Genomic DNA, 22589 nt, shown 5'->3' with positions numbered 1-22589 from the left:
CCGAATTTCCGATAGGATCCGTCTACGAAGGAAAAAATGACAGTGCCGATCTGCGATCCGGGTGCGTAGTCCGAAGCGGCGGGCAGGAGACGCGCCGGTATCGTGCCGCCGCTCGCGGACCCGCCGTCATCCGCTCGGAGCGACGTTCGTTCGGTCACGCTTTCCGTTCCGTTTACTGGTCCGCGAGGACGTCCTGATAGACGCCCGCGATGCGTTCGCCCATGCGTTCCAAACTTATCTCCTGAGCCTCCTTCCGGCCGTCAGAGGCTTCATCGGCGACCAGGACGTCGACGAGCGCGTCGACGAGCTCCTGGTCGGTACGGCCGACGTGCGACAGGTGGACGTCTTCCAGCCGCTCGGGGACGTCCCCGACGTCGGTCGAGACGATCGGCGTGTTGCAGGCGAGCGCCTCCTTGACCGTGTTCGGGGAGCCCTCCCGCTTCGACGTGATGAGGAGCGCGTCGGCCGCGTTCATGTGAACGGCGACGCGCTTGTGCGGGATACCGTACACCTGGTGTAGTTCGACGTCGGCGTCGACGCGCTCGTCGGCGGCGGCGGCCACGCGGTCGGCGCGCGAGAAGTTCTTGACTTCCCGCTCGGAGGCGTACGGGAAGAGGACGTGCTTCTTGTCGGGGTCCCAGCCGAGTTCCTCCTTCGCTTCCCGTGGCGAACGTGGTTGGAACCGGTTCAGGTCGACCCCGTGCGGGATCACGTAACAGTCGCAGTCGAGTTCGTCGGCCATCCGTTCGGACATCACGATGACCGCGTCGCAGTACTGCGCGCAGAACTTCGAGACGGGGGCGGCCGGCCCCATCAGGTCCGACCCCCACAGCGAGAGCACGACCGGGAGGTTCGGCTGCGCCAGCGCGTGCGGCGCCGTGAGACCGTAGTTCGCGTGGACGAGGTCGTGGGACTCGAACGACTGCTTGAGGACCTTGGGGTACAGTTCGAAGTACGTCCCGATCGAACGGGTCTGGTCGGCGTCCTGCTGCGTCTTCGACGAGAGGCTGAGCGTCGTGCACTCGACCCCTCTGGCCTCGAGCGCCTCGATCTGTTGCTCGAAGAAGCGCGCGCCGCCGTTCGTGACGAGTTGTAGAACGCGCATCAGTCACGAGGGACATCGGCCGTCGCGATGGCCCGTGAGCGGTTCGAGGCGATGCTCGCGGCCGGTTCCCCTGCCGCACCGGTCTCTGGGGTCGAGACGTGCCGAAGCGAGAGCGACGCAGTCATCGAAGTATGTGAACCGATGGAGCATAGTGAGTACGTATTACTCGTGTCGATCCGGCCTTTGTTATCACGTTCGTATCCGCGTTAGGCCATCGCTTCCTCGCGACTGATCAACAGTTCGCGGCCGACGACCCGCCGTGCGAGCAGCGATCGAGAGCCCGCGGGTCAGTCCGCCGTTTCGGCGTCCTGTTCGCGGACGCGGATCCCCTTCGCGGAGAGGTGCTGGACCTGGCGCTTCGCGAAGTCCTCCTCCGTCGTTCCGCGGGTCGCGAGGACGTACATCAGGGCGTTGCCCGCCGGTCGCATCGCCCGGCCGGCGCGCTGGGCACCCTGGCGGCGCGATCCGCCGAGGCCCGAAGCCACGATGACCATGTCGGCGTCGGGGAGATCGATCCCCTCGTCGCCCACCCGGGAGATGACGAGCGTGTCGCGCTGCCCGTGGCGGAACTCCGAGAGGAGCTTCTCGCGGCGCGCGTGGCGCGTCTCGCCGCTGAGGAAGGGGACGTTCAGCGCCTCCGCGAGCGCGTCGCCGTGGTCGAGGTACTCGACGAAGACGAGCGCCTTCGCGTCGCGGTGGGTCGCGAGCAGGTGGCGCACCTCGCGGAGCTTCGCGGGGTTCGTCGCCGCGACCTGCCGGCGGTCGTGGCCCTTCGTGCTCGCGTGTTCCTCCTGTCGCTCGTCGGATCCCCAGGGCACGTACCGGATCTCGACCTCCGGTTCCTGAACGAACCCGGCCTCGAACAGCGCGTCCCAGTCGGTGCCGATGGGCGGCCCGATGAGCGTGAAGATGTCCTTCTCGCGGTCGTCCTCCCGGATCGGGGTGGCGGAGAGGCCGAGGCGGTGCTTGGTCTGGAGTTCGGTGCTCCGGCGGTACACCGCCGACGGCACGTGGTGCACCTCGTCGTAGACGATGAGTCCCCACCGGCGCTCGTCGAACAGCTGCCGATGCCGGTCCATGCCCGCGGTCTGGTACGTCGCGATGGTGACGGGCCGGATCTGCTTTTTCCCGCCGTGGTACTCCCCGATCAGGTCGGCGGTGAGCGTCGTGCGGGCGAGCAGTTCGTCGCGCCACTGGCTGGCGAGTTCCCGGCTGGGGACGAGGATCAGCGTCTCGCCGCCGACCGCCGCGAGCACGCCCATCGCGGCGACGGTCTTGCCGCTGCCGGGCGGGCCGACGAGCACGCCCGACTTCACGTCGGTGAACTCGCTGACCCACTCGCGCTGGTAGTGTCGCAGGTCGACGTTCAGTTCCACGTCGAGGGCGTCGCCCTCGTCCAGGTCGCGCTCGTCCTGCACCGGGTAGCCCGCCTCGTAGAGGATCCGCTTGACCTCGGCGACGCGGTCCTCGGCGACCCAGGAGACGTCGTCCTCGATGGGCGCGCGCAGCTGGCCGTCGTCGAGCTTCTGTCGGGCGACGTTGCCCATCAGGTCGTCGCTCGCGGCTTCGAGGACGGTGTAGCCCTCCTCGTGGGTCCGGAGGACGAACTGGTGGGCGCGCTTCCACTGGTCCTCGATCCACGCCTCGACGTGGGGCGAGGACTCGGGCAGGACCTGCCGGACGGTCCGGAGCAGGTCGTCGAGGGAGTCGTACGGCGCCTGCCAGACGTCCTCCCGCCGGAGTTCGTACACGTAGCCGCCGGAGCCGTTGGTGTCGGCGAGGTGCGCGAACTGCGACAGCTGCGCGCGGGTGAACTGCGTCGGCTGGTCGACGACGATCTCGCGGCGCTCCGGGAACAGGGTCACGCGCTCGCGGTCGGCCAGCGCGGCCCAGTCCGACGGGAACCAGACGACGGGGTCGTTCTCCACGTCGAGCCGCTCGACGTCGTCCGACTCGGCGAGCGCGGAGAGGGCGTCGTCGGCCGCGGCCTGCGAGCGGTCGAGCCGGCGGGCGACCTCGCTCGCCGTCACGACCGGGCGATCGCGGTCTTCCAGCACGTCGTGGAACGCGTCCAGCGATACCGGGTCCGCGTCCGGACTCGGGTTCGGTTCCGGTTCCGCGTCCGTGGTCGGATCCGGCTCCGGATCCGAAGACGGGTCGGACTCCGCGTTCGGCTCCTCTGAATCGGTCACTGCCACCCCTTGCGGCGGGGCGAACAAACGGCTTGCGGGTCGCGACGGGCGGGGCCGTAGGGCCACGCGAGAAACGCGGGCGGGGACGGACCAGCGGCTATCCGTGCCGCGATCACGCGGCGTTGGGGCGGCGTTATCGACCGATCTCGTCGCCGGAGACGGGACTGCGCGATTCCTCGGTCGCGGAGTTGGCGTACAGCGAGTACGCGAGCACGACGAACCCGAGCGCGGTGAACGCGCCCTGGACCGCGATGCCCGTCTCGATGGGGACGCCGACCAGCTGGTGAAGGCCGCCGGCGATCAGCGCGCCGACGGTGACGAAGCCGAGACCGAACGCGAGCGCCCGCAGCGCCGGCGAGCGCGTCCGGAGGTACGCCCGGTACGCGAGCGTCGTCACGAGGCCCCCACAGAGGAGCGTCGCCGTCTTGCTCGCGACGATCACGAGTTCTTGTGGATACATGGCATCTGCCTACCGACGACTGCGCCGTTCAGTGAGGTATAAACAGGCGGGCATTCTCACCCAGTGAAAACCCACCGCGTAGTTCAAGCGTCCCGGAAGCGAACCCAGGGACATGAAGACGGTCTCCGTCTCCCGAACGGCGGACGTTTCGCCCGAACTCGCGGTCGACCGCCTCCGGGACCTCGACGCGCTCATGGACGCCGCCGGGTTCGACGAGGTGCACGTCGACGGCGACCGGGTCCGCGTGGTCAACCACGTCAGCCTCGCCACGATGGAACTGACGGTGTCGGTGATCGAGTCCGACGCCGCCCTGGCCTACGAGCAGGTCGACGGGATCTTCGAGGAGATGGTGACCCGGTACGAGGTCACGGAGTCCCAGGGCGGGGATGAGAGCGGGGGAGCCGGCGACGAACGCGAGGGGGCGACCACCCTCACCGCGACGACGGAGTTCGCCGTCGGAGCCGGACCCCTCGGCGACCTGCTCGACGCGACGATCATCGCGCGCCAGCGTCGCCGGGAGCTGACCGCCCAACTCGCGTACCTCGCCGGCGAGTGATCACTTCGGGTAGTGGGCTTCCGACTCCGACCCGCGACGGCGAGTGAACAGGAAGATCGCGAAGAGGAGCGGCGAGACGAATGCCGCGACCATGCTCGCGCCGACGAGCGTGCTGTCGAAGTCGCCGGCGTCGATGCCGGGGCCGCCGCCGCCGTAGTCGCTCTCCTCGCCGCCTCCTTCACCGCCTTCGCCGTCACCGCCTTCGCCGCCGCCACCGTCGCCGCCGCCACCGCCGCCGGCCGCCTCGTCGTCGACCTCGACGTCGCCGACGACGACCGCGCCCTTCATACCGAGCGACTGGTGGGGGGTGCAGGCGTACAGGTAGACGCCCTCCTCGCCGTCGAACGTGTGCGAGAAGGTCGATCCCGCTTCCTGAACGAGGTCGCTCTCGAACTGGCCGCCGTCGTGGACCACGTTGTGCTGTCCGCCCTGCCCGGTCCACTCCCAGACAACCTCGGTGCCAGGGTCGACGCGGACGGCGGCGGGGCCGAACCCGAAGTACCCGTCGTTGGCCTCGACGCCGACCTCGACGGTCACCTGGTCCTGCCCGGTCATGTCCTCGGTACCGTCGAAGTTGCTGACGTCGCTGAACCAGTCGCCGTAGCCGTCTTCCTGGGCGCTCCCGGGGGCCGCAGCGGCGGTCGCGGCGATGCTGGCAGCGCCGGCCGCCTTCAGCAGATCGCGGCGGCCAACGGCGGTCGTCGAAGCGTTCTCGGTCATAGTGTGTTCTGAGGTACGTGCGGACCCACTAATACCGGCATCGAAATTCCCACGGCGCGAGAAGGCCACGAGCGCCCTCGCGCCGGGGGACGAACCGCCCCGCCGGCGACCGGCACGTCGCGGACTACTCGTACAGGTCCGTCGAGAGGTACCGCTCGCCCGAGTCGGGGAGGACGGTGACGACCGGACCGTCTGGGTCGCGCTCGGCAACGCGCTCGGCCGCGACCAGCGCCGCCCCGGACGAGAGCCCCGCGACGATCCCCTCCTCGCGGGCGAGGCGGCGCGCCGCGGCGACGGCGTCCTCGCGGTGGACGGTCTCGATCTCGTCGATCAGCGCCTCGCGCAGCACCTCGGGCACGAACCCCGCACCGATCCCCTGAATGCCGTGGTCGCCGGGTTCTTCGCCGGAGAGGACCGCCGAACGCTCCGGTTCCACCGCGACGATATCGGCGTCCGCGTCGCGGATCTCGGTCAGGTACTCTGCGACGCCCGTGACGGTGCCGCCGGTGCCGACGCCGGCGACGAACGCGCCGACCTCGCCGTCGGTCGCCTCCCACACCTCCTTGCCGGTCGTGAGGCGGTGTGCGCGCGGGTTCGCCTCGTTCCGGAACTGCCGGAGCATCACGGCGTCGTCGCCGCGACTGCGCTCCTTCGCGGCGTCGATAGCGCCGCTCATCCCGTCGTCGGCGTCGGTCAGCACGAGGTCCGCGCCCATGCTCGCGAGCAGTTTGCGCCGCTCCTCGCTCATCGACTCCGGCATCGTCAGCGTCAGGTCGTACCCCTCCACCGCGCAGACGAACGCGAGGCCGATCCCCGTGTTGCCGCTGGTCGGCTCGACGACCGTCGCGTCCGCGTCCAGTTCGCCGGCCGCCTCGGCCGCCTCGACCATCTCGCGGGCGATGCGGTCCTTGACGGAGTAGGGGTTGTACTGCTCCAGTTTCGCCAGCACGCCGCCGAAGGAGTTCAGGCGGACGAGCGGCGTCGATCCGACGAGTTCCGTCGCGTCGTCAACGATGCGCGCCATACCGGGAGATGACCCCGGGAGACGGTGGCGCTACTCCCGAACGCGTTCGAGCGAGTGTGTCGGCTACCCACACGGGTACACCACCGTTCCGGGGCTCAAAAACGTCGGACGGAACGCCCCTAGTCCGCGTGCAGCGAGTAGAGGATGACCCCGAACCCGATGGCGGTCAGGCCGCTCTCGACGATCAGCGCCAGTTGACGGTCCACGGCGAGCAGTTGGTCCATCGCGCCCGCCGTTAGAGACCCGATCGTGATCGCGCCGAACCCGATGGCGAGCGCCCGCAGCGCCGGCGAGTGCGTCCGCCGGTACGCCCGGAAGGCGTAGAAGGTGATCATGCCGCCCAGAAACAGCGTCGCGGTCTTGAGGCCGACGATGATGAAGGGATGCGTCATGTCTCCTTGCGCACCTCCGACCACATCGCGGCGAGCTGCTCGTCGGGCGAGCGCTCGGGGCGGGCGATCCCCACCTCGAACGACTGCTCCTCGTCGAGGGCGATCCGGACCTCTTCGAAGTCGATCTCGTAGCGGGTGGTGTGCTGACCGTCGGACCGGATCTCGGTCATCTCGGAGAGCAGCGACGCCTCCGTGAGGAGGTCGAGCTTGCGGTAGGTGGTCGACAGCGGTACGTCGGCCGCGTCGGAGAGTTCACTTGCTGTCATGGGCGCTTCGAGTTCGGTGATGATGGCGCGGCAGTCCGGGTCGTCCAGCGCGTCGAGGACATCCTGTAGACCTGGCGCGTCGTCGTCGCGAAAGGGGTCCCGCACCATTATCGGAGATGTAGCATGAAGGACGTAAAGTTCGTTCGGGACGCGGTCACCGTTCGGGCATCGCGTCCGCGTCCTGCAAGAACTGCTTTACGATCTTCTCCTCCGCCCGGTGAAGGCTCTCCGAACAGGTCGACTTGGCGATGTCGAGCGTCTCGGCGAGCTGGGTGAGCGAACACGTCCGCGGCGTGTCGTAGTAGCCCTCCGCGACGGCGGTCCGGACGAGCTCTAACTGGTGCTCGGTGAGGAGGTTGTCCGACTCGATGGTCTGCTGGACGTAGTCGACGGTGAAGGTGACGCCGAACGTCTCGAGCTGTTCGCCCAGTTCCGAGAGCCGGTCCTGAGGCGCCGTCAGCGTCCACTCGGCCTCGCCGCCCTCGATGTCGAACGGCATCTCCAGCGGGACGCCGGAGTCCTGCACCGCGAACAGCAGCAGCGGCATCGTGGTCTCGAACTGCACCAGCGCCTCGTCCTCGTACTCCTGCAGGAGCTCGACGTCGGTCACCTCGTCGTACGCTGCCATCTCGCCGATCAGGTCGGGGAGGTTCAGCGACGCTATCTCGGCGAGACCGACCCCGGCGGACTCGCCGGCCAGCGCCGCGAGGATCCGGACGCGCGCCTCGGGGTAGGATCTGGAGAGGTCACCGATCCAGGTCTGCTCGGGTATCGACAGCGTGAGTTGCGCCTGGGGCATGTACGGACGTTTGAACGGCGGGGGACAATAAGTATTCCCGAACTTGTTCGGTCAACAGGGAAGGCGACGCGAACGGGCCAGCGAACATGGTCGGGAGAACGGCAAGGACACAACCGATCGAAGGGACGGACGCGATGAGCACCGACACGCCCGACCGAACGCTCGACGCCAGAGAGATCGAGGGGGAACCGTTCAGCGACATCGTGGCGGAACTGGACGCCCTGGACGCGGACGAGACGTTCGTCCTCGTCAACAGTTTCGAACCGGAGCCGCTGTATCAGGTGCTCGAACAGCGGGGGTTTACGTACGAGACCGACCGCGTCGCCGACGACGAGTGGCGGGTCGAGATCGAGCACGCCTGAGCACGAACACGTTCGGAGGAATGACTTCGCACGACGGGAGAGAAGCTTCGCCCGCATGACGGACCGAACGCTCGACCTGCGCGACGTGCCGCCGCCGGAACGCCACCCCAAGATCCACGACGCCTTCGGGGATCTAGACAGCGGCGAGGCGCTGACGCTGGTCAACGACCACGAACCCAAGCCCCTGTTCTACGAGATGAAAGCCGAAGTGGAGTCGTTCGACGCCGAGGGGTACGAGGTCGAACGCCGCGACGAGAACGAGTTCGTCGCGACGCTCCCGAAGAAGTAAACCACCGCACCCACGGATCCCCTCCCTCCGCACCCGCTGTTCCTCCCGCCGTCTCTATCGACTCTCGCTGCACCTATCGTCTCTTACCGCACCGACCACCGCTCTCACCGAACCTACGGTTTCCACACCGCCGTGACGACCGGGTCCTCGCCGATGGTGTCGTACCGGTACCCGCGGTCCTCCAGTTTCGGGTAGAGGTGCTGCGGCGCGCGGTCGTTTAGCTGGACGAGCAGGGTCCCGTCGTCCAGTTCCGTCAGCAGTTCCAGCGTCCGCTTCAGCGGCTGCGGCGGCGGGAGTTCGCGGGCGTCGAGCAGTTCGCGCGGTCGGTCGGTCGGCGCGTTGATGGCCGCGAGCTGGTCGTCCGTGGGGCCGGTCGCTTCGGACATGTGCGACGGTTCGGCCGTGACGGGACAAGCCGTTGCCCCGAACAGGTTCGGGGGACGGGTTTCCGCCGGGGAGCGCCATCTCACGACCATGGGCTCCGTATCACACGACGACATCGAGCCGGTGACCGACCGCGTCCACGACAACTCCTGGTCGGCGAACCTGGAGAAGCCGGTCCACGCCGAGGACCGGGACCTCGTCGTCGAGCAGGCCAGAGATGCCGTCACCCACACGGCCCCGGGCAACCACGTCAACCTCGTCACGCACGGGGACCACGGGCACCCCGAAACGTATCTGTACGAGGAGCTCCGGGCGGCGTTCGACGGCGTCGACCTGGAGTACGTCGAGCAGTGCGGCTGCGGGGGGCACGTAACCCGCGCCCGCGTCGGCGACGACGCCGAGACGGGAGCCCCGGAGGCCGCTGCGACGGAGGAGACCACGTCGGAGGAGGGGTGAGCGTGCGGCCGAGCGCCGTCGACCTCGACGAGCGGCCGTTCGTGCTGGTGTGGGAGGTGACCCAGGCGTGCGAACTCGCCTGCGAGCACTGCCGCGCGGACGCTCAGGAGCGCCGCCACCCCGACGAACTCACGACGAGCGAGGGGAAGGCGCTGCTCGACGAGGCCCGGAAGTTCGGCGATGGACAGCTCGTCGTCCTGTCGGGCGGCGACCCGCTGGCACGCGACGACCTGATCGACCTGGTCGAGTACGGGACGGAGCAGGGGCTGGGGATGACGCTCACGCCGAGCGGGACGGGGTCGCTGACCCCCGCGGTCATCGAGGACCTCGCCGACGCTGGTCTCCGGCGGATGGCGCTCAGTATCGACGGCGGGAGCGCCGCGAGCCACGACGCCTTCCGGGGCGAGGCGGGCAGTTTCGACCAGACGGTCGCGGCCGCGGAGGCGGCCCGCGAGGCAGGGCTGCCGCTCCAGATCAACACGACCGTCTGCGCCGATACGGTCGACGAACTGCCGGCGATCCGGGACCTCGTCGCGGACCTCGGCGCCGTCCTCTGGTCAGTGTTCTTCCTCGTCCCCGTCGGCCGGGGGCGGGTGCTCGACCCGGTGGCGCCGGAAAAAGCCGAGCGGGTGATGGAGTGGCTCCACGAGGTGAGCGACGACGCACCGTTCGGCGTGAAGACGACCGAGGCGCCCCACTACCGCCGAGTCGGCCTCGAACTGTCGGGCGAGGACGGTACCGCTGCGCCGGACCGCGACGGCGTCGGCCGCCGGACCGGCATCCGCGCCGGGAACGGGTTCGCGTTCGTCAGCCACGTCGGCGAGGTGTACCCCTCCGGCTTCCTCCCTGCCGAGGCGGGGAACGTCCGCGAGGACAGCCTCGTCGACGTGTACCGGAACTCCGACCTGTTCGAGTCGCTCCGGGACCCCGACGAGTTCGGCGGGAAATGCGGTGCGTGCCCGTACCGGGGCGTCTGCGGCGGAAGCCGCTCGCGGGCGTACGCACACACCGGCGACCCGCTCGCGAGCGACCCGCTGTGCGCGTACGTGCCCGACGAGTACGACGGACCGCTCCCCTGGGACTCCCCGACCGACCCCGCGTCGGCGGACTGACCATGAGCGACACGACCGCGACGGAGGCGGCCGCGACAGATGCGACCGCAACGGACCCGAACGGCGACGGAGACGAGACGGCAGAGACTACCGGCGGCCCGGACGCCGACGAGGCCGCCGCCCGTATCCGGCGCCGCGCGGAGTCGATCCGCCACGACGAACTCACGGCCGCGATCCGGCGGCTGGAGGGAACGGACGACCTCACCGACGACCAGCGCCGCGCCGTCGAACGCATGACCGAGCGCATCGCCGCGGCGCTCGTCGGTCCGACGACGAGCGCGCTCCGCGCCGCCGACGACGAGCGGGCGACGGCCGCGGTGCTGGAGCTGTTCGGCGACGACCGCGACGACGAGTCGAACGGCGAGCGGGACTAACTCCGGACTTCAGGCGAGCCCACTTATAAATCCTTGCCCCATTCCCGACAAGGGAGAGAGCGCCCGCCGGGATAAGTAGTCGGCCCACCTCCGTCTGAGTGTAGACCGATGACCCACGACAACACGCTCGACAGGCGACGATTTCTCGTAGCGACCGCCGGTACAGCCGCCTCCGCCACGCTGCTCGCCGGATGTTCGGCCAGCGGGGACGAGGGCGACGAAAGCGGCAACGGCGGCGGAGACGGTGACGGCGGCGACGGCGGCAGCGGCGCCCCGGACGCCGTCGCGGACTTCCTCGGCGACGCCAACAACTACGACGGCGTCGTCGACGAGACGGGCGCCGACGAGGTGACGGTCGCGGTCGGTCCCGGCGGGAACAACTCCTTCGACCCCGCGGCGGTCCGCGTCGACGCCGGCACGACCGTCGTGTGGGAGTGGGACAGCCCGAACCACAACGTCGTCGCCGAGAACGTGCCGACGGACTGGAGCGGTCACGAGGACTTCGAGAACGGCGGGTTCACCTACGAACACACCTTCGAAGAGGCGGGCGAGTACCTGTACGTCTGCACGCCCCACAAGTCGGTGGGGATGAAAGGCGCCATCATCGTGGAGTAGCATCCGCGTCCGTACTCTGTCATCCCACCTGCTTCTCGCCGTTCATCGCGATCGCCGCCGCAGCGAAGCGGCAGGTCCGCCGCTCGCGGCGCCGCGTCCGTCCTCTCGGGCAGTAAAAGGAGATTCGAAGTCGCCAGCGGGCGACTCAGCCGCGTATGTCGGCCTCTGGCGCGCGGATCTCGCTCTCGGTGAGGTAACACTGGGGGTCCGGGCCGAACGGGTGGTCGTGGGCCCCGAGCGAGCGCAATCGGGACGCGCCGCGGCAGACGTCCTGATACCGGCAGTCCGCGCACTTGCCGGTCAGGTGGTCCTCGCGCTCGCGGAGCGCGGCGAGCAGGGGGTTGCTGTCGTCCTCCCAGATCGCGCCGAACGGGCGGTCGCGGACGTTGCCCAGCGAGTACCCCTGCCAGAACTGCGTGAGGTGGACGTTGCCTTGGTAGTCGACGTCCGCGACGCGCTCACCCGCCGGGTCGCCGCCGTTGCGGCGGAGGTACTGCCGGATGCGGGCCCCGGCGACCCCACCGAGCTCCTCGCGGGCGTATTCGACGAGGTAGGCGGCGTCGCAGTAGTTGCCGACGAGCAGGGTCTCTATCTCCTCGCCGCGGTCGTGGTACTCGCGGGTCATGTCGCAGACCCGTCGGACTGCGCGGCGCTTCTCCTCGGGATCGAGGTCGGCGTCGCGGATGGCCGCGCCCCGGCCGCCGTAGTCGAGATGGTAGAAGCAGAAGCGGTCGACGCCCACGTCGTAGAGGAAGTCGACGACGTCCTCCAGGTCCGGCGCGGTGCGCTCGGTAATGGTGTAGCGCAGTCCGGTCTTCAGGCCGGCGTCGAGGCAGGCCTCGATGCCCCGAACGGCGGCGTCGAACGCCCCTTCCTTCCCGCGGAACGCGTCGTTGCGCTCGCGGAGGCCGTCGACTGAGACGCCCGCGTACGCCAGACCGGCGTCGCGCAGTTCGGCGGCCTTCTCGGGCGTGATGAGCGTGCCGTTGGTCGAGAGGACGGGCCGGATGCCCAGGTCGTCGGCGTACGCGACGAGTTCGGGGAGGTCCTCCCGGACGAGCGGTTCGCCGCCGGAGAAGAGGACGACCGGGACGCCGTAGTCGGCCAGGTCCTCCAGCAGGCGCTTCCCCTCGCTCGTGGAGAGCTCGCCGGGGGCGCGCTCCTGCGTCGCCGCGGCGTAACAGTGCTCGCAGTAGAGGTTGCACTGCTTCGTGAGGTTCCAGACGACGACCGGCCGGCGCTGCTTGCGCTCGCGGATCTGGTCGGCGTCGGACTCGTCGGCCGCGTCGTAGCGCAGGCCGTCGCCCTCCGCGTCGAGGTCACAGAGGAGTTTGCTGACGGAGATCATAGCTCGTGGGTCCGCCCCTCCTCGCCGTCGGGATGGGGTGCGGGCGTCGCCTCGTCGTCCAGGTCGTGCGTCGAGAACCGGTGGGTCTCGTCCGCGGGGCAGATCCACACGTCCTCCGCGAACCAGGCGAACAGGCGCGTCGCCTGCTCGTGGGCCACCTCGGGGGACGGGGCCGAGACGCTTCCGACGTGCTGCATCGGGTTGCCCTCGTCCTCGCGGACGAACACCTCCCACTCGCGCTGGTCCCCCCCGCGGGGGTGCTCTCCGACGTTCGACCGGCGTGCCTTCTCGACCATACGCGAGCGTTCGGGCGCACCCACAAAACCGACCGCGCGCGTTCCCGCCCGCTGAGAATCCCCCGCGAACGTGTTCGGCCGCGGCGGCGTGTCAGGCGGCCCGACCAAAGGTATACCCGGCGCTGTGTGGTTGAGAGTAGCGTTCCGCACCGCAGTACAACCATGTTACCGCACAGCATCACAAGGCGGCAGCTGTTGAGAGCGCTCGGCGTCGGCGCGGCGGCGACCGGACTCCCGACGGCGGCCGCTGCCGACCGCGGCGAGTCCGAGTTCCACGCGTACAGCCCCGGCACCGGCCGGTATCCGAATCGGCTCGTGGTGGAGAGCGACCGGATCGTCACGAAGTACCGGTTCGCAGTCTCCGACGACGTGGTCGAGGGGGAGGCCGCCGACTTCAGCGACATCGTGTACGAGGACGACGGGCTCGGGTTCCTGGCGAGAGGTGGGGTCGACGATTACTGGTTCGCCGGCGAGATCGAGCGTTTCTCGGGTGCTGACGGCGTCGACGTCTTCGTGAACGGGCGGCGAGTCGCGGACCCGACCGGCGAGGGCGCCGAGAGCGCGGAGAGCGCGTCGGGGGACGAAGGAGGCGGCGGAAGCGGCGACGAGTCGGAGGATCGCCCCGAGTGCTTCTCGCTCGAACCGCTCAGCTATCGGGACCAGTCGGTCGTCGATTTCTACGGGTACGAGCCGGACGCCGGGAAGAAGAACTCCCAGCAGTCGACCACGCCGACGGGGCTGGAGAAGCCCGACACCTCGCGGCTGTTCCTCTACGAGGGGCCCGATGGGCTGAGTCTCGTCATGATCCACGGCAGCGGCGAGACCGCGCGGGGCGGCGCCGTCAGCTTCCGGGTCGAGGGCGTCCCGGACGACGCCGCGTGGGTCGTGAGAGACGACGGCTACGAGGGCGCGACCGACGAGTTCGCCGTGGAAAACGGGACCGCGAGCGCGGACTGGGCGTGGGGCGTCGGCTCCCGGAACGACGGCGGCGCGCTCGGCTACCTGCCCGACGAGTTCCGCCTGCGGATCGACCCGCGGTTCAACGAGGACGCCGAGCTGGATCCGTTCGACAAGGGCGGCATCCAGCGGTGGGAGGTCCTCTCCGGGGACGCGAGCGACCCTGAGGTACGACAGGTCCCGATGGACCGGCCACTGGTGCTCGCGGTGGGGGAGTGCTAGCGCGGCCTCGCCTCGTCGCGGCGTAGGGGCGCTTACTCGCAATATTTTCCCGATTCGGCGCGGGCGCGAAGGTGTTCGGGGAAGCCGTCTCGCCGCTGCCGGAGAACCGTCAGCACATGGCAGACGACCGAGACGATCGCGGCGTCGAGACGCAGAGCTTGCACGACGGCCAGGAGCCCGACCCCGCCACGGGGTCGCGAGCGCCGCCGATCTACCAGACGACCTCGTACGTGTTCGACGACGCCGACCACGCGGCGGACCTCTTCGGCCTCGACGAGGAGGGGTTCATCTACAGCCGCATCGGCAACCCGACGGTCGGCACGCTGGAGGAGCGCCTCGCGAGCCTCGAGGGCGGCACCGGCGCGGTCGCCACGTCGAGCGGGATGGCCGCGTTCGACCTGCTGACGACGATGCTCGCGTCGGTCGGGGACAACGTCGTCACCGCCGCCTCGCTGTACGGCGGCACGTACACCTACCTCGAACACACCGCCGCCCGGCGCGGGATCGAGGCGCGGTTCGTCGACACCCTCGACTACGACGCCTACGCGGAAGCGATCGACGAGGACACCGCCTTCGTCCACTGCGAGACGATCGGCAACCCGGCACTGGTGACGCCGGACTTCGAGCGCCTCGCCGACGTCGCCCACGAGAACGGCGTCCCGCTGGTCGTCGACAACACGTTCGCTACGCCCTACCTCTGCCGGCCGATCGAACACGGCGCGGACGTGGTCTGGGAGTCGACGACGAAGTGGCTCCACGGCTCCGGAACGACCATCGGCGGCGTCCTCGTCGACGGCGGCACGTTCCCGTGGGAGGAGCACGGCTACGAGGAGATCGCCGGCCCGAACCCGGCGTACCACGGCGTCGACTTCCGCGAGCGCTTCGGCGACGCCGCGTTCGCGATGGCCGCGCGGGCCCGCGGCCTCCGGGACCTCGGGAACCAGCAGTCGCCGTTCGACGCGTGGACGACGCTTCAGGGCGTCGAGACGCTCCCGCTGCGGATGGAGCGCCACTGCGAGAACGCGCTCGCCGTCGCGGAGTACCTCGACGACCACGAGGCCGTCGAGTGGGTGAACTACCCCGGACTGGAGGGCCACGAGACGCACGCCGAGGCGTCCGAGTACCTCGACGGGGGGTACGGCGGCATGATCACCTTCGGCCTCGCGGGCGACGGCGACGAGGCGTACGCGGCCGCCCGCGACCTCTGCGAGGCGACGGACCTCGCCAGCCTGCTCGCTAACGTCGGCGACGCGAAGACGCTGATCATCCATCCGGCGAGCACCACGCACCAGCAGCTGACCGAGGAAGAGCAGCGCGCGAGCGGCGTCACGCCGGAGATGGTCCGCCTGTCGGTCGGCATCGAGGACCCCGACGACGTGATCGCGGACCTCGACGCGGCCATCGAGGCGGTGCGGTGAGGACTCGGCGCGCGGTCAGGTAGACGGGGCGGCCCACTTCCTCAGCGCGGGTCGAACTCGCCGCGGCGCAGGCCCTCGCGGACGAGTTCGTGGTCGGCGTCGCTCGGTGGCGGCGCGGTGACGAGCGTCGCCTCCAGCCGCTCGTCCGCCGCCCGGACGCCGCGGGCCTCCCCGGCCGGGACGACGACCACGTCGCCCTCGCTCACCTCGCGGTCGGTCTCGCCGTCGCGGATCGTTCCTCGCCCGCTCCGGACCGTTATCGCCACGTCGCTGTCGGGCGCGTGGACCGGGATGAACTGCCCCGGTTCGAAGAAGCCGAGGACGACCTTCATCCGGTCGCTCCGGAATGCCTCCCGGGCGGTGAACTGCGCGTCGTCGTACGTTCGCTCGTTGTCGAAGTCGGTCGCGACCATACCTCTCCCTTGCCCCGAGAGCCGCGTCGGGGTTACCGCGAACACGTTCGGGCCGAACCCGTCAGTCGCGGGAGTTATCGCCCCGGGGGGCGAAATCCGACCATGGGTTTGCTGGCGAACCTGACGCTCGTCTTCGTCGCCGGACTCGTCACCGCGCTCGCCACGGGGCTGGGCGCGATCCCCTTCTTCCTGGTCGACGACGTGAGCGACCGCTGGAACGTCGCGCTCTGGGGGCTCGCCTCCGGAATCATGGTCTCGGCGTCGGTGTTCGGCCTGATATTCGAGGGGCTCGCCGAGGGGACCGCGGCGGACATCGCGCCCGGCCTCCTCGCGGGGGTCGTCCTCGTCGTGGTGGCTCACCACGTCATCAGCGGCGCGGACGTCGACCCACGGGAGTACGAGGAGGCCGGCTTCAAGAAGCTCGTGTTGATACTCGGCGTGCTCACGGTCCACAGCTTTCCGGAGGGGGTCGCCGTCGGCGTCGCCTTCGCCGACCTAAACATCGGTCAGGGGCCGGCGTTGCTCGGCTTCACCGTCCCGGTGCTCGCCGTCTTCATGACCGTCGCCATCTCCATCCACAACGTCCCCGAGGGCGTCGCTATCTCGATCCCCCTGCGCGAACTCGGCGTGAGCGAGTGGAAGATGGTCTGGTGGGCCGTCTTCTCCAGCCTGCCCCAGCCGATCGGCGCCGTGCTGGCGTTCGCCTTCGTCCGCGTAGCGCGGGAGTTCCTCCCCTTCGGGTTCGGCTTCGCGGCCGGGGCGATGATCTACCTCGTCGCGACCGAGTTCGTCCCGGAGGCGCTGTCTATCGGTGCGTCGCTGCCCGGCGGGGGCCGCAAGGAACTCCTCGCCGGCCTCGCGGCCGGCGTCGCGCTCATGCTCCCGCTCGCGGTCGTGTAGCCGACCCGGTTCCGCGTTCCGCGACGGCTACACCGTCTCGTCCGGGTCGTGGCGCTCGGCCATGCGCTCGGCCTCGCTGGCGTACCGCTCGACGCGCTCGGGGTCGTCGACGGACTGGAGGTCCTCGACCGCCAGCTCCCTGGTCACGTCGGCGCCGACCCCGGCGCGGCCGCTCGCCGACAGCTGCAACTGGACGTACCGCTCGCCGTCTGGCGTGGCGTAGACGAGCGACACGAGCCCGAGTTCGTCCCGGACGAAGGTTCGCTCGACCAGCCACGCGCGGGTCGTCTCGTCTGTCACGAGCGGCGGTTGCGCCGTCAGCGGCTTAGTAGTCGCGGATCTCCCGTACCTCGGGCGTCCGTCGCCGTCGGCGCTCGACGGTGTCCGCCCGGTGTCCGAAACGGGGTCTAACGGCGGGTAAGCCCACTCTACAGCCCGTTCGCGGACGTTTTCGTTCGTTTTTCCGCCGCCACCAGCGCCGCTTCCGGCCGTTCTCCGCGTCTCGCCGGCGGCGAGGACGTTTCACCGCCGCCGTCGCCCACGGGAACGGGCCGCCGCCCCCAATCGGGGATTGACGCAGTTACCTGACGGATAACTATACGCCGGTAGCGGCATAGACGCGCTCGAATGGATGATCGCCTCGGGCGAGACAGCGCCCGACGAGTCGTTCTGACCGCGCACTATGAACGCCGATAGCTACGTTTCGGTCGCAATCGCCTTGCTCTGTGTCGTCGCGCTCGGGGTCTCGGCGACGACGCTGGAGTCGTCGCTGTCGACCGACCCGGACGACGTGATCGACCTCGACTGGGAGCAGTTGCCGATCAGTCAGGAGGACGCCGCGGACGTGCAAAGCGAGATGCAGTCGGAGCAGGACTCGACGGACGGCGACGGCGGCGGCGGGTCCTCGGACGAGAGCGACGGGGGCGCGTCGGCGGAGAGCGGCGGGTCGGAGACGACGCAGGTACAGGAACAACAGGAGCAACAGCAGCAGGAGCAGCAGGAGCAGCAGGAGCAACAGCAGCAGGAGCCGAGCGACCCCCAGAATCCCAACCCGGACGCTGACAGCTTCATGCCCGGGCAGACGACCATCTGGGACATGTTGCTCGACGCCCTCCCGTGGCTGGTCGCGCTGGCGTGGCTCGCTGCGGTCGGCGCGCTCCTCTACCGCTATCGGGAGCGGCTGCTGGCGCTCGTCGCCGCGGCGCTGCACAGCGGGAGCGACGCCGGCGACGCAGACGACGGGGACGAGTGGCCGGCCGTCGAGCCGGCCGACGAAGTCGACCGGCTGTGGCTGGCGATGGCCCGGCGGCTCGACGTGGACGACCCCGAGTCCACAACGCCGGCCGAGTTCGCTCGCGAGGCGGTCCGGGCCGGGATGGACCCGGAGGGCGTCCGCACGCTGACCGACGCCTTCGAGGAGGTCCGCTACGGCGGCGCGGGGATCACCGAAGACCGCAAGCGCCGCGCCCGGGAGGGCTACCGGAAGCTCGGGCTCGACGACGGCGACTCCCGGCCGGCCGACGGCCGCGGACAGCCGAGCCGCACCGACGGGGGTGAGTCACAGTGAGACGCGCCCTCCGGTACGCGCTCGCCGCCGTCGGCAGCGCTGTGATGGCGGTCGGGCTGTTGCTCGCCGTCGACCCGTCCATGGGGTCGGGCGTCAGCGTCTCCGGTGTCGTCGAGCGGCTTGGCAACGACTACCTGCTCGTCGTCCCGCTCGGCGCGCTGGCGGTGCTGTCGGTGCTCGCGGTGCTCGCCGCGCGCACCCGGTCGGGCGTCGACCAGGCGACGCCCCCCGACCCCGAGCAGGTGCCGACCGCGCCCCACCCGGGCAGCGAAGTCGACCGACTGGCCGACGACGGGCTCGGCCTGCGCGCTCGTCTGCTCTCCGACGACGACGAGCAAGTGCGCGAGCGCCTCCGGGCGGCGGCGATCGGGACGGTGATGCGCTCCGAGGGCTGTTCCCGCGAGGAGGCCCGCGACCGGGTCGACAGCGGCGAGTGGACTGACGACCCCGCCGCCGCGTCGTTTCTCGCGGGCGGCGCCGACCTCTCGTTGCGCGAGCGCGTGACCGCCGCGCTCCGGGGCAAGTCCGCGTTCCAGCGCGGCCTCCACCGCACGGCGGCCGCTATCGCCGTCCGACCGGGTGATTCGGTGTTCGCTGACGGGGGAGAGCGAGATGACGACGAGAACGACGGCGGTGACCGCTCGTGACCGCGACGAGGACGACCGACCGGTGGCGGGGCGTCGTCGCCGTGACGCTGTTCGCCGGGGCGGTCGGCGTGTTCGGCAAGCGGCCGTACGTGCTCCTCTGTGCTATCGTCGGCGTGGTCTACGCCGTCTACCCGCGGGTGTCGCCGGCCCCGACGGTCGACCTGGAGATCGAGCGCGTCGTCAGCGACGCCGCGCCGGGCCACGGCGAGCCGGCCGAGGTGACGGTGACCGTTCGCAACGTCGGCGACGCGACCCTGCCGGACCTGCGGATCGTCGACGGTGTGCCGCCGATGCTGCCGGTGACCGGCGGCTCCGCGCGACACGCCGCGGTGCTCCGGCCGGGGGCGTCGACCACGTTCTCGTACGAGGTGACCGCGCGCCGCGGGACCCACCGCTTCGAGGCGGCGACGGTCATCGCCCGTGACATTAGCGGGATGCACGAGGTCGAGACCACCGTCTCGACGGACACGGAGATAGAGTGCCACGCGGCGGTGCCGGAGGTGCCGCTGCGCGCCCAGACCCAGCACCGCACCGGCCGTATCGTCACGGACGAGGGCGGCAGCGGCATCGAGTTCCAGCAGACCCGGGAGTACCGCGCGGGCGACCCGATGAGCCGGGTCGACTGGAACCGCTACGCGCGGACCGGGACCCTCACCACCGTCGAGTACCGCGAGGAGCGCTCCGCCTCGGTCCTGCTCTGTCTCGACGCGCGGGCGGCGGCGTACCGCGCCCGCGGGGACGACCGGCCGCACGCCGTCTCCTACTGCGTCGCCGCCGCCCAGGAGATGCTGTCGGCGCTGATCGAGACCCGCGACCGCGTCGGCCTCGCCGCGGTCGGCCGCGAACTGCTCTGGCTCGCGCCCGGAACCGGGGCGGACCACGGCAACCGCGCTCGGCGGCTGCTCGCGACGCATCCGACGCTGTCGATGCGGCCGCCTGAAGACGCCGAGCAGTCACCCGAGCCGCACGCGGTCGCGGACGGCGGGGAAGAGCGCCTCGGCGAGGCGATCGCTCCGGACGAGGACGCCGACGGCGGCGACCCTCGCCTGCGGAGCCAGGTCACGGAGCTTCGCAAGCGCCTCGACGGCGACACGCAGGTGATCCTGCTGTCGCCGCTGCCCGACGACGGGATCGTGGAGGCGGCGCTGTCGCTGGAGGCGGGCGGCAACGCCGTCACCGTCGTCAGCCCCGACGTGACGACGGCCGAGACCGTCGGCGGCCGCCTCGCCCGCGTCGAGCGGGACAACCGCGTCCACTCGCTGCATCAGTCCGGCGTGCCGGTGATCGACTGGGATCCCGACCGGCCGCTCGGAACCGTCCTCCTGCGCGCCGCGGAGCGGTGGTCGGCATGAGCGCGACCGTCCGCGACCACGACGACCGGCCGACGCCGGTCGGGGCCGTCCTCGCGGTCGTCGCGGCCCTCGCCGCGGTCGTCGTCGTCGCCAACGCGGAGTCACAGCTGTTCGCGCTCGGGGTCGAAGTCGTCGCGGTCGCCGCGATCGGCGCGGGCGCGGGGCTGCGGGAGCGCGGCCGCGACGCCGGTCGCGCCCGCGCGCCGGTCGGCTGGCTCCTGCTGCTCGTCGGCGTCGGCGCGGCCGCCGCGGCGGTCGCGCTCGCGATCACCGAACCCGAGCGGCTGAGCCGGCAGCTCGAACTGGTCCCCGGACTGCTCGGCGTGACCGCGCTCGCGCTCGGGGTGCGCCCCGCGAGCCGCCGGAAGATCCGGGCGCGGTATCTCGTCGGCACCGGCGCGGCGCTCGTCGTGATCGCCGCCTTCACCAGCGGCGTTATCTACGGTGCGGGGCGGGTCCCGCTGCTCGCCGCGACGGCGCTCGCGGTGCTGGCCTGGGACGCGGGCGAGCAGTCGATCTCCCTCGGCGAGCAGGTCGGACGGCGGGGGAAGACGGCCGCCGTCGCCGTCGTTCACGTCGGCGCGGCCGCGGTCGTCGGCGTCGCGGCCGTGGCGCTCGCCGGCGCGGTCTACGCGATGAACGTGACCGGCGTGTCCCTCCTCGCGCTGGTGCTGCTGCTCGGCGCGGCGATCGTGCTGGCGGTCGCGCTGTACGCCTGACGGTCGGGCCGGCGGCGGTCCCGGATCAGCGCGACGCCGCGCCGACCGTCGGCACCTCCACCTCGTCAAGGAGGTCGCCGATCACCGCGCGCTTCTCCACGTTGCCGACCCGCGCGTCGGGGGTGAGCACGAGCCGGTGGGCGAGCGCCGGCCGGGCGATCCGCTGGACGTCCTCGGGCGTGACGTACTCGCGCCCCCACAGCGCCGCCGTGGCCCGCGACGCCTCCAGCAGCCGCTGGGTGCCCCGCGGGGAGACCCCGGCCGACACGCGGGCGTCCTCCCGGGTCGCGCGGGACAGTTCGGCGATGTAGCGGCGCACGTCCTGCTCGACGTGGACCCGCTCGGGGGCGATCCGGAGCCGGTCGACCGTCTCGCGGGCGCAGACCGCGGTCGTCGTCGGCTGCTGGCTCGTCCGCGCCAGGCGGCGGTCGATCAGGTCGAGTTCGCCGTCCATCTCGGGGTAGCCCAGGCTCGTCTTGACGATGAACCGGTCCTTCTGGGCCTCGGGGAGCTCGAACGTCCCCTCCTGCTCGACGGGGTTCTGGGTCGCGATGACGAAGAAGGGGTCGGGGAGGTCGTACGTGTCGCCGTCGACGGTGACCTGTCCCTCCTCCATCGCCTCCAGCAGGGCCGCTTGCGTCTTCGGCGACGCGCGGTTGATCTCGTCGGCCAGCACCACGTTCGCGAAGATCGGCCCCTCGTTGAACTCGAACGCCCCGCTCCGATCGTCGAACACGTTCGTGCCGGTCACGTCGGACGGCAGCAGGTCGGGCGTGAACTGGATGCGCGAGAAGGAGAGGTCGAGCACCGCGGCGACGCTGCGAGCGGTCAGGGTCTTCCCGGTACCGGGAACGTCCTCCAGCAACACGTGTCCGCGGCCGAGAAAGCCCGCGAGCACCGTCCGCAGCGTCTCCCGGTCGACGACGACCGCGCTCGCGATCTCGTCGAGGATAGCGTCGCACTGTTCGCTCACGTCGATGGCGTCCATGGTCGTCTCCCTCGTCTTCCCCTCGCCGTTTCGTTATGACGGCGGTAACCGGCGCTCCGGACCGCCGGCGGGACGAGACGCGACTCCGTTCGCGGCTGCGTCGGCCGGTTCGGGAGTCGCCGCGTCGAACGCCGACGACGCCGTCCGCGGCCGTCCCTCGGTGTGTTAATCGGAAGTTATCGTTCCAGAGAGCGTCGGATCTCGGCGTTCCTCTCAGCGCGGCGCGTGACCCAGAAAGCCGGTTCCCATCGGCTGGGAACGCGGCCGCGGGATAATGAAGGGCGGCTACGAACCGCCGAGTACGTAACCGATCATGCAAGTCGCGCGATTCCTCCCGGCGCTGCGTCGGCGCCTCCCGAATCCGGTCGAGGCCCGCTCGCGAGCGCTGGTCAAGACTCTGCTGTACCGGCTGCTGATGGTCGCGATCACCGTCACCGTCGCGTTCGCCGTCACCGGCGACACGGGCGCCGCCCTCCAGATCGGGTTCGTGACGAACCTGTTCAAGACGGGGACGTACTACTGCTACGAGCGGTTGTGGGCGCGCGTCTCGTGGGGCGTCGCCGGTAGCTGAGTTTAGCATGAACGACCGGCCGAACGTGTTCCGGGACGTTCTCGGCGGCTGAAAAGCCTCTCCGGTCTTGAAGAGTTGTCAGTAT

General features: G+C 70.4%; 29 protein-coding genes. 15 read left to right on the top strand and 14 right to left on the bottom strand.

The window, feature by feature from the left end; all coding sequences use genetic code 11:
- Positions 1-172 precede the first annotated feature (172 nt).
- The 3 genes from D8670_RS19580 to D8670_RS19570 form a co-directional block, all read right to left on the bottom strand.
- A complete protein-coding gene (locus D8670_RS19580; protein ID WP_121819806.1) occupies positions 173-1105 on the bottom strand; it encodes a glycosyltransferase in 933 nt (310 codons plus the stop codon).
- Positions 1106-1392: 287 nt separating this feature from the next.
- Positions 1393-3297 carry a DEAD/DEAH box helicase gene (locus D8670_RS19575; RefSeq protein WP_205596939.1) on the bottom strand — a complete coding sequence of 635 codons (1905 nt, stop codon included), beginning with the start codon at positions 3295-3297 and terminating at the stop codon, positions 1393-1395.
- A gap of 133 nt (positions 3298-3430) precedes the next feature.
- Positions 3431-3757, bottom strand: a complete 327-nt coding sequence (locus D8670_RS19570) for a DUF7521 family protein (RefSeq protein ID WP_121819804.1) — start codon at positions 3755-3757, stop codon at positions 3431-3433.
- A gap of 112 nt (positions 3758-3869) precedes the next feature.
- On the opposite strand from D8670_RS19570, the gene D8670_RS19565 reads away from it, so the two are divergent.
- On the top strand, positions 3870-4313 hold the full coding sequence (locus tag D8670_RS19565; RefSeq protein ID WP_121819803.1) for an SRPBCC family protein: 444 nt from the start codon (positions 3870-3872) through the stop codon (positions 4311-4313).
- Here D8670_RS19565 and D8670_RS19560 read toward each other — a convergent pair whose 3' ends face one another.
- From D8670_RS19560 to D8670_RS19540, 5 genes are all read right to left on the bottom strand, one after another.
- Positions 4314-5033, bottom strand: a complete 720-nt coding sequence (locus tag D8670_RS19560; protein ID WP_121819802.1) for a halocyanin domain-containing protein — start codon at positions 5031-5033, stop codon at positions 4314-4316.
- A 124-nt stretch (positions 5034-5157) separates the two neighbouring features.
- Positions 5158-6057: a cysteine synthase A gene (gene cysK, locus D8670_RS19555; protein ID WP_121819801.1), complete on the bottom strand. Its 900-nt coding sequence runs from the start codon at positions 6055-6057 to the stop codon at positions 5158-5160.
- A 119-nt stretch (positions 6058-6176) separates the two neighbouring features.
- A complete protein-coding gene (locus D8670_RS19550; RefSeq protein WP_121819800.1) occupies positions 6177-6449 on the bottom strand; it encodes a DUF7521 family protein in 273 nt (90 codons plus the stop codon).
- The gene (locus D8670_RS19545; protein ID WP_121819799.1) at positions 6446-6823 is read right to left on the bottom strand and encodes a winged helix-turn-helix domain-containing protein; all 378 of its coding nucleotides are present in this window, start codon (positions 6821-6823) and stop codon (positions 6446-6448) included. The genes D8670_RS19550 and D8670_RS19545 overlap by 4 nt, the downstream gene beginning before the upstream one ends.
- Before the next feature lie 46 nt (positions 6824-6869).
- The gene (locus D8670_RS19540) at positions 6870-7514 is read right to left on the bottom strand and encodes a helix-turn-helix domain-containing protein (protein WP_121819798.1); all 645 of its coding nucleotides are present in this window, start codon (positions 7512-7514) and stop codon (positions 6870-6872) included.
- A 134-nt stretch (positions 7515-7648) separates the two neighbouring features.
- Here D8670_RS19540 and D8670_RS19535 point away from each other — a divergent pair, with 134 nt between their 5' ends.
- Both D8670_RS19535 and D8670_RS19530 read left to right on the top strand, forming a co-directional pair.
- On the top strand, positions 7649-7876 hold the full coding sequence (locus tag D8670_RS19535; RefSeq protein ID WP_121819797.1) for a DUF2249 domain-containing protein: 228 nt from the start codon (positions 7649-7651) through the stop codon (positions 7874-7876).
- A 55-nt stretch (positions 7877-7931) separates the two neighbouring features.
- Positions 7932-8165 carry a DUF2249 domain-containing protein gene (locus tag D8670_RS19530; protein ID WP_121819796.1) on the top strand — a complete coding sequence of 78 codons (234 nt, stop codon included), beginning with the start codon at positions 7932-7934 and terminating at the stop codon, positions 8163-8165.
- A gap of 113 nt (positions 8166-8278) precedes the next feature.
- Here D8670_RS19530 and D8670_RS19525 read toward each other — a convergent pair whose 3' ends face one another.
- A complete protein-coding gene (locus tag D8670_RS19525) occupies positions 8279-8551 on the bottom strand; it encodes a DUF2249 domain-containing protein (protein WP_205254132.1) in 273 nt (90 codons plus the stop codon).
- Between the two features lie 88 nt (positions 8552-8639).
- On the opposite strand from D8670_RS19525, the gene D8670_RS19520 reads away from it, so the two are divergent.
- The 4 genes from D8670_RS19520 (at position 8640) to D8670_RS19505 (ending at position 11106) form a co-directional block, all read left to right on the top strand.
- Positions 8640-9005, top strand: a complete 366-nt coding sequence (locus D8670_RS19520; RefSeq protein WP_121819794.1) for a CGCGG family putative rSAM-modified RiPP protein — start codon at positions 8640-8642, stop codon at positions 9003-9005.
- A gap of 2 nt (positions 9006-9007) precedes the next feature.
- Positions 9008-10117, top strand: a complete 1110-nt coding sequence (locus tag D8670_RS19515) for a TIGR04053 family radical SAM/SPASM domain-containing protein (RefSeq protein WP_121819851.1) — start codon at positions 9008-9010, stop codon at positions 10115-10117.
- Between the two features lie 2 nt (positions 10118-10119).
- Positions 10120-10491 carry a hypothetical protein gene (locus tag D8670_RS19510; protein ID WP_121819793.1) on the top strand — a complete coding sequence of 124 codons (372 nt, stop codon included), beginning with the start codon at positions 10120-10122 and terminating at the stop codon, positions 10489-10491.
- Positions 10492-10599: 108 nt separating this feature from the next.
- Positions 10600-11106 (top strand): halocyanin domain-containing protein, encoded by a 507-nt coding sequence (locus D8670_RS19505; protein WP_121819792.1) that lies wholly within the window; start codon positions 10600-10602, stop codon positions 11104-11106.
- Between the two features lie 145 nt (positions 11107-11251).
- On the opposite strand, the gene D8670_RS19500 is transcribed toward D8670_RS19505, so the two are convergent.
- Together D8670_RS19500 and D8670_RS19495 are read right to left on the bottom strand one after the other, a co-directional pair.
- On the bottom strand, positions 11252-12454 hold the full coding sequence (locus D8670_RS19500; RefSeq protein ID WP_121819791.1) for a TIGR04347 family pseudo-SAM/SPASM protein: 1203 nt from the start codon (positions 12452-12454) through the stop codon (positions 11252-11254).
- Positions 12451-12750: an Htur_1727 family rSAM-partnered candidate RiPP gene (locus D8670_RS19495; RefSeq protein ID WP_121819790.1), complete on the bottom strand. Its 300-nt coding sequence runs from the start codon at positions 12748-12750 to the stop codon at positions 12451-12453. The genes D8670_RS19500 and D8670_RS19495 overlap by 4 nt, the downstream gene beginning before the upstream one ends.
- 195 nt (positions 12751-12945) lie before the next feature.
- On the opposite strand from D8670_RS19495, the gene D8670_RS21210 reads away from it, so the two are divergent.
- Positions 12946-13929: a hypothetical protein gene (locus tag D8670_RS21210; RefSeq protein WP_162994382.1), complete on the top strand. Its 984-nt coding sequence runs from the start codon at positions 12946-12948 to the stop codon at positions 13927-13929.
- A gap of 116 nt (positions 13930-14045) precedes the next feature.
- Complete coding sequence (locus D8670_RS19485) at positions 14046-15347, top strand: O-acetylhomoserine aminocarboxypropyltransferase/cysteine synthase family protein (protein ID WP_121819850.1); 1302 nt, start codon at positions 14046-14048, stop codon at positions 15345-15347.
- A 41-nt stretch (positions 15348-15388) separates the two neighbouring features.
- On the opposite strand, the gene D8670_RS19480 is transcribed toward D8670_RS19485, so the two are convergent.
- A complete protein-coding gene (locus D8670_RS19480; protein ID WP_121819789.1) occupies positions 15389-15760 on the bottom strand; it encodes a cupin domain-containing protein in 372 nt (123 codons plus the stop codon).
- Between the two features lie 102 nt (positions 15761-15862).
- On the opposite strand from D8670_RS19480, the gene D8670_RS19475 reads away from it, so the two are divergent.
- On the top strand, positions 15863-16660 hold the full coding sequence (locus tag D8670_RS19475; protein WP_121819788.1) for a ZIP family metal transporter: 798 nt from the start codon (positions 15863-15865) through the stop codon (positions 16658-16660).
- 27 nt (positions 16661-16687) lie between these two features.
- Here D8670_RS19475 and D8670_RS19470 read toward each other — a convergent pair whose 3' ends face one another.
- On the bottom strand, positions 16688-16960 hold the full coding sequence (locus tag D8670_RS19470) for a DUF7967 family protein (protein WP_121819787.1): 273 nt from the start codon (positions 16958-16960) through the stop codon (positions 16688-16690).
- Positions 16961-17342: 382 nt separating this feature from the next.
- On the opposite strand from D8670_RS19470, the gene D8670_RS21420 reads away from it, so the two are divergent.
- From D8670_RS21420 to D8670_RS19450, 4 genes are read left to right on the top strand one after another with little or no spacing between them, the layout of a single operon-like run.
- Positions 17343-18227 carry a DUF4129 domain-containing protein gene (locus tag D8670_RS21420; RefSeq protein ID WP_193569476.1) on the top strand — a complete coding sequence of 295 codons (885 nt, stop codon included), beginning with the start codon at positions 17343-17345 and terminating at the stop codon, positions 18225-18227.
- On the top strand, positions 18224-18874 hold the full coding sequence (locus tag D8670_RS19460) for a DUF7269 family protein (RefSeq protein WP_162994381.1): 651 nt from the start codon (positions 18224-18226) through the stop codon (positions 18872-18874). Before D8670_RS21420 ends, D8670_RS19460 begins: the two co-directional genes overlap by 4 nt.
- Positions 18871-20226, top strand: coding sequence for a DUF58 domain-containing protein (locus D8670_RS19455; protein ID WP_121819785.1), 1356 nt, complete (start codon positions 18871-18873; stop codon positions 20224-20226). The genes D8670_RS19460 and D8670_RS19455 overlap by 4 nt, the downstream gene beginning before the upstream one ends.
- Positions 20223-20945 (top strand): DUF7519 family protein, encoded by a 723-nt coding sequence (locus D8670_RS19450; protein WP_121819784.1) that lies wholly within the window; start codon positions 20223-20225, stop codon positions 20943-20945. Before D8670_RS19455 ends, D8670_RS19450 begins: the two co-directional genes overlap by 4 nt.
- 25 nt (positions 20946-20970) lie before the next feature.
- Here D8670_RS19450 and D8670_RS19445 read toward each other — a convergent pair whose 3' ends face one another.
- Positions 20971-21933 carry an AAA family ATPase gene (locus tag D8670_RS19445; RefSeq protein WP_121819783.1) on the bottom strand — a complete coding sequence of 321 codons (963 nt, stop codon included), beginning with the start codon at positions 21931-21933 and terminating at the stop codon, positions 20971-20973.
- Between the two features lie 313 nt (positions 21934-22246).
- On the opposite strand from D8670_RS19445, the gene D8670_RS19440 reads away from it, so the two are divergent.
- Positions 22247-22504, top strand: coding sequence for a DUF2061 domain-containing protein (locus D8670_RS19440; RefSeq protein ID WP_121819782.1), 258 nt, complete (start codon positions 22247-22249; stop codon positions 22502-22504).
- The last annotated feature ends 85 nt before the right edge of the window (positions 22505-22589 follow it).

The organism is Halostella limicola (genome assembly GCF_003675875.1).
In the GTDB taxonomy this organism is placed as follows: domain Archaea; phylum Halobacteriota; class Halobacteria; order Halobacteriales; family Natronoarchaeaceae; genus Halostella; species Halostella limicola.
Note: the sequence above shows the minus strand (reverse complement) of the source record. Positions and strands in the feature narration are given on the sequence as shown.

What these genes read in the sequence shown, in the direction of transcription:
- D8670_RS19535 (WP_121819797.1), top strand. Translation starts at nt 7,649, where the DNA reads ATGAGCACCGACACGCCCGACCGAACGCTCGACGCCAGAGAGATCGAG.
- D8670_RS19440 (WP_121819782.1), top strand. Translation starts at nt 22,247, where the DNA reads ATGCAAGTCGCGCGATTCCTCCCGGCGCTGCGTCGGCGCCTCCCGAAT.
- D8670_RS19475 (WP_121819788.1), top strand. Translation starts at nt 15,863, where the DNA reads ATGGGTTTGCTGGCGAACCTGACGCTCGTCTTCGTCGCCGGACTCGTC.
- D8670_RS19570 (WP_121819804.1), bottom strand. Translation starts at nt 3,757, where the DNA reads ATGTATCCACAAGAACTCGTGATCGTCGCGAGCAAGACGGCGACGCTC.
- D8670_RS19545 (WP_121819799.1), bottom strand. Translation starts at nt 6,823, where the DNA reads ATGGTGCGGGACCCCTTTCGCGACGACGACGCGCCAGGTCTACAGGAT.
- D8670_RS19505 (WP_121819792.1), top strand. Translation starts at nt 10,600, where the DNA reads ATGACCCACGACAACACGCTCGACAGGCGACGATTTCTCGTAGCGACC.
- D8670_RS19495 (WP_121819790.1), bottom strand. Translation starts at nt 12,750, where the DNA reads ATGGTCGAGAAGGCACGCCGGTCGAACGTCGGAGAGCACCCCCGCGGG.
- D8670_RS21420 (WP_193569476.1), top strand. Translation starts at nt 17,343, where the DNA reads ATGAACGCCGATAGCTACGTTTCGGTCGCAATCGCCTTGCTCTGTGTC.
- D8670_RS19565 (WP_121819803.1), top strand. Translation starts at nt 3,870, where the DNA reads ATGAAGACGGTCTCCGTCTCCCGAACGGCGGACGTTTCGCCCGAACTC.
- D8670_RS19500 (WP_121819791.1), bottom strand. Translation starts at nt 12,454, where the DNA reads ATGATCTCCGTCAGCAAACTCCTCTGTGACCTCGACGCGGAGGGCGAC.
- D8670_RS19530 (WP_121819796.1), top strand. Translation starts at nt 7,932, where the DNA reads ATGACGGACCGAACGCTCGACCTGCGCGACGTGCCGCCGCCGGAACGC.
- D8670_RS19580 (WP_121819806.1), bottom strand. Translation starts at nt 1,105, where the DNA reads ATGCGCGTTCTACAACTCGTCACGAACGGCGGCGCGCGCTTCTTCGAG.
- cysK (WP_121819801.1), bottom strand. Translation starts at nt 6,057, where the DNA reads ATGGCGCGCATCGTTGACGACGCGACGGAACTCGTCGGATCGACGCCG.
- D8670_RS19445 (WP_121819783.1), bottom strand. Translation starts at nt 21,933, where the DNA reads ATGGACGCCATCGACGTGAGCGAACAGTGCGACGCTATCCTCGACGAG.
- D8670_RS19480 (WP_121819789.1), bottom strand. Translation starts at nt 15,760, where the DNA reads ATGGTCGCGACCGACTTCGACAACGAGCGAACGTACGACGACGCGCAG.
- D8670_RS19525 (WP_205254132.1), bottom strand. Translation starts at nt 8,551, where the DNA reads ATGTCCGAAGCGACCGGCCCCACGGACGACCAGCTCGCGGCCATCAAC.
- D8670_RS19560 (WP_121819802.1), bottom strand. Translation starts at nt 5,033, where the DNA reads ATGACCGAGAACGCTTCGACGACCGCCGTTGGCCGCCGCGATCTGCTG.
- D8670_RS19450 (WP_121819784.1), top strand. Translation starts at nt 20,223, where the DNA reads ATGAGCGCGACCGTCCGCGACCACGACGACCGGCCGACGCCGGTCGGG.
- D8670_RS19510 (WP_121819793.1), top strand. Translation starts at nt 10,120, where the DNA reads ATGAGCGACACGACCGCGACGGAGGCGGCCGCGACAGATGCGACCGCA.
- D8670_RS19485 (WP_121819850.1), top strand. Translation starts at nt 14,046, where the DNA reads ATGGCAGACGACCGAGACGATCGCGGCGTCGAGACGCAGAGCTTGCAC.
- D8670_RS19550 (WP_121819800.1), bottom strand. Translation starts at nt 6,449, where the DNA reads ATGACGCATCCCTTCATCATCGTCGGCCTCAAGACCGCGACGCTGTTT.
- D8670_RS19540 (WP_121819798.1), bottom strand. Translation starts at nt 7,514, where the DNA reads ATGCCCCAGGCGCAACTCACGCTGTCGATACCCGAGCAGACCTGGATC.
- D8670_RS19520 (WP_121819794.1), top strand. Translation starts at nt 8,640, where the DNA reads ATGGGCTCCGTATCACACGACGACATCGAGCCGGTGACCGACCGCGTC.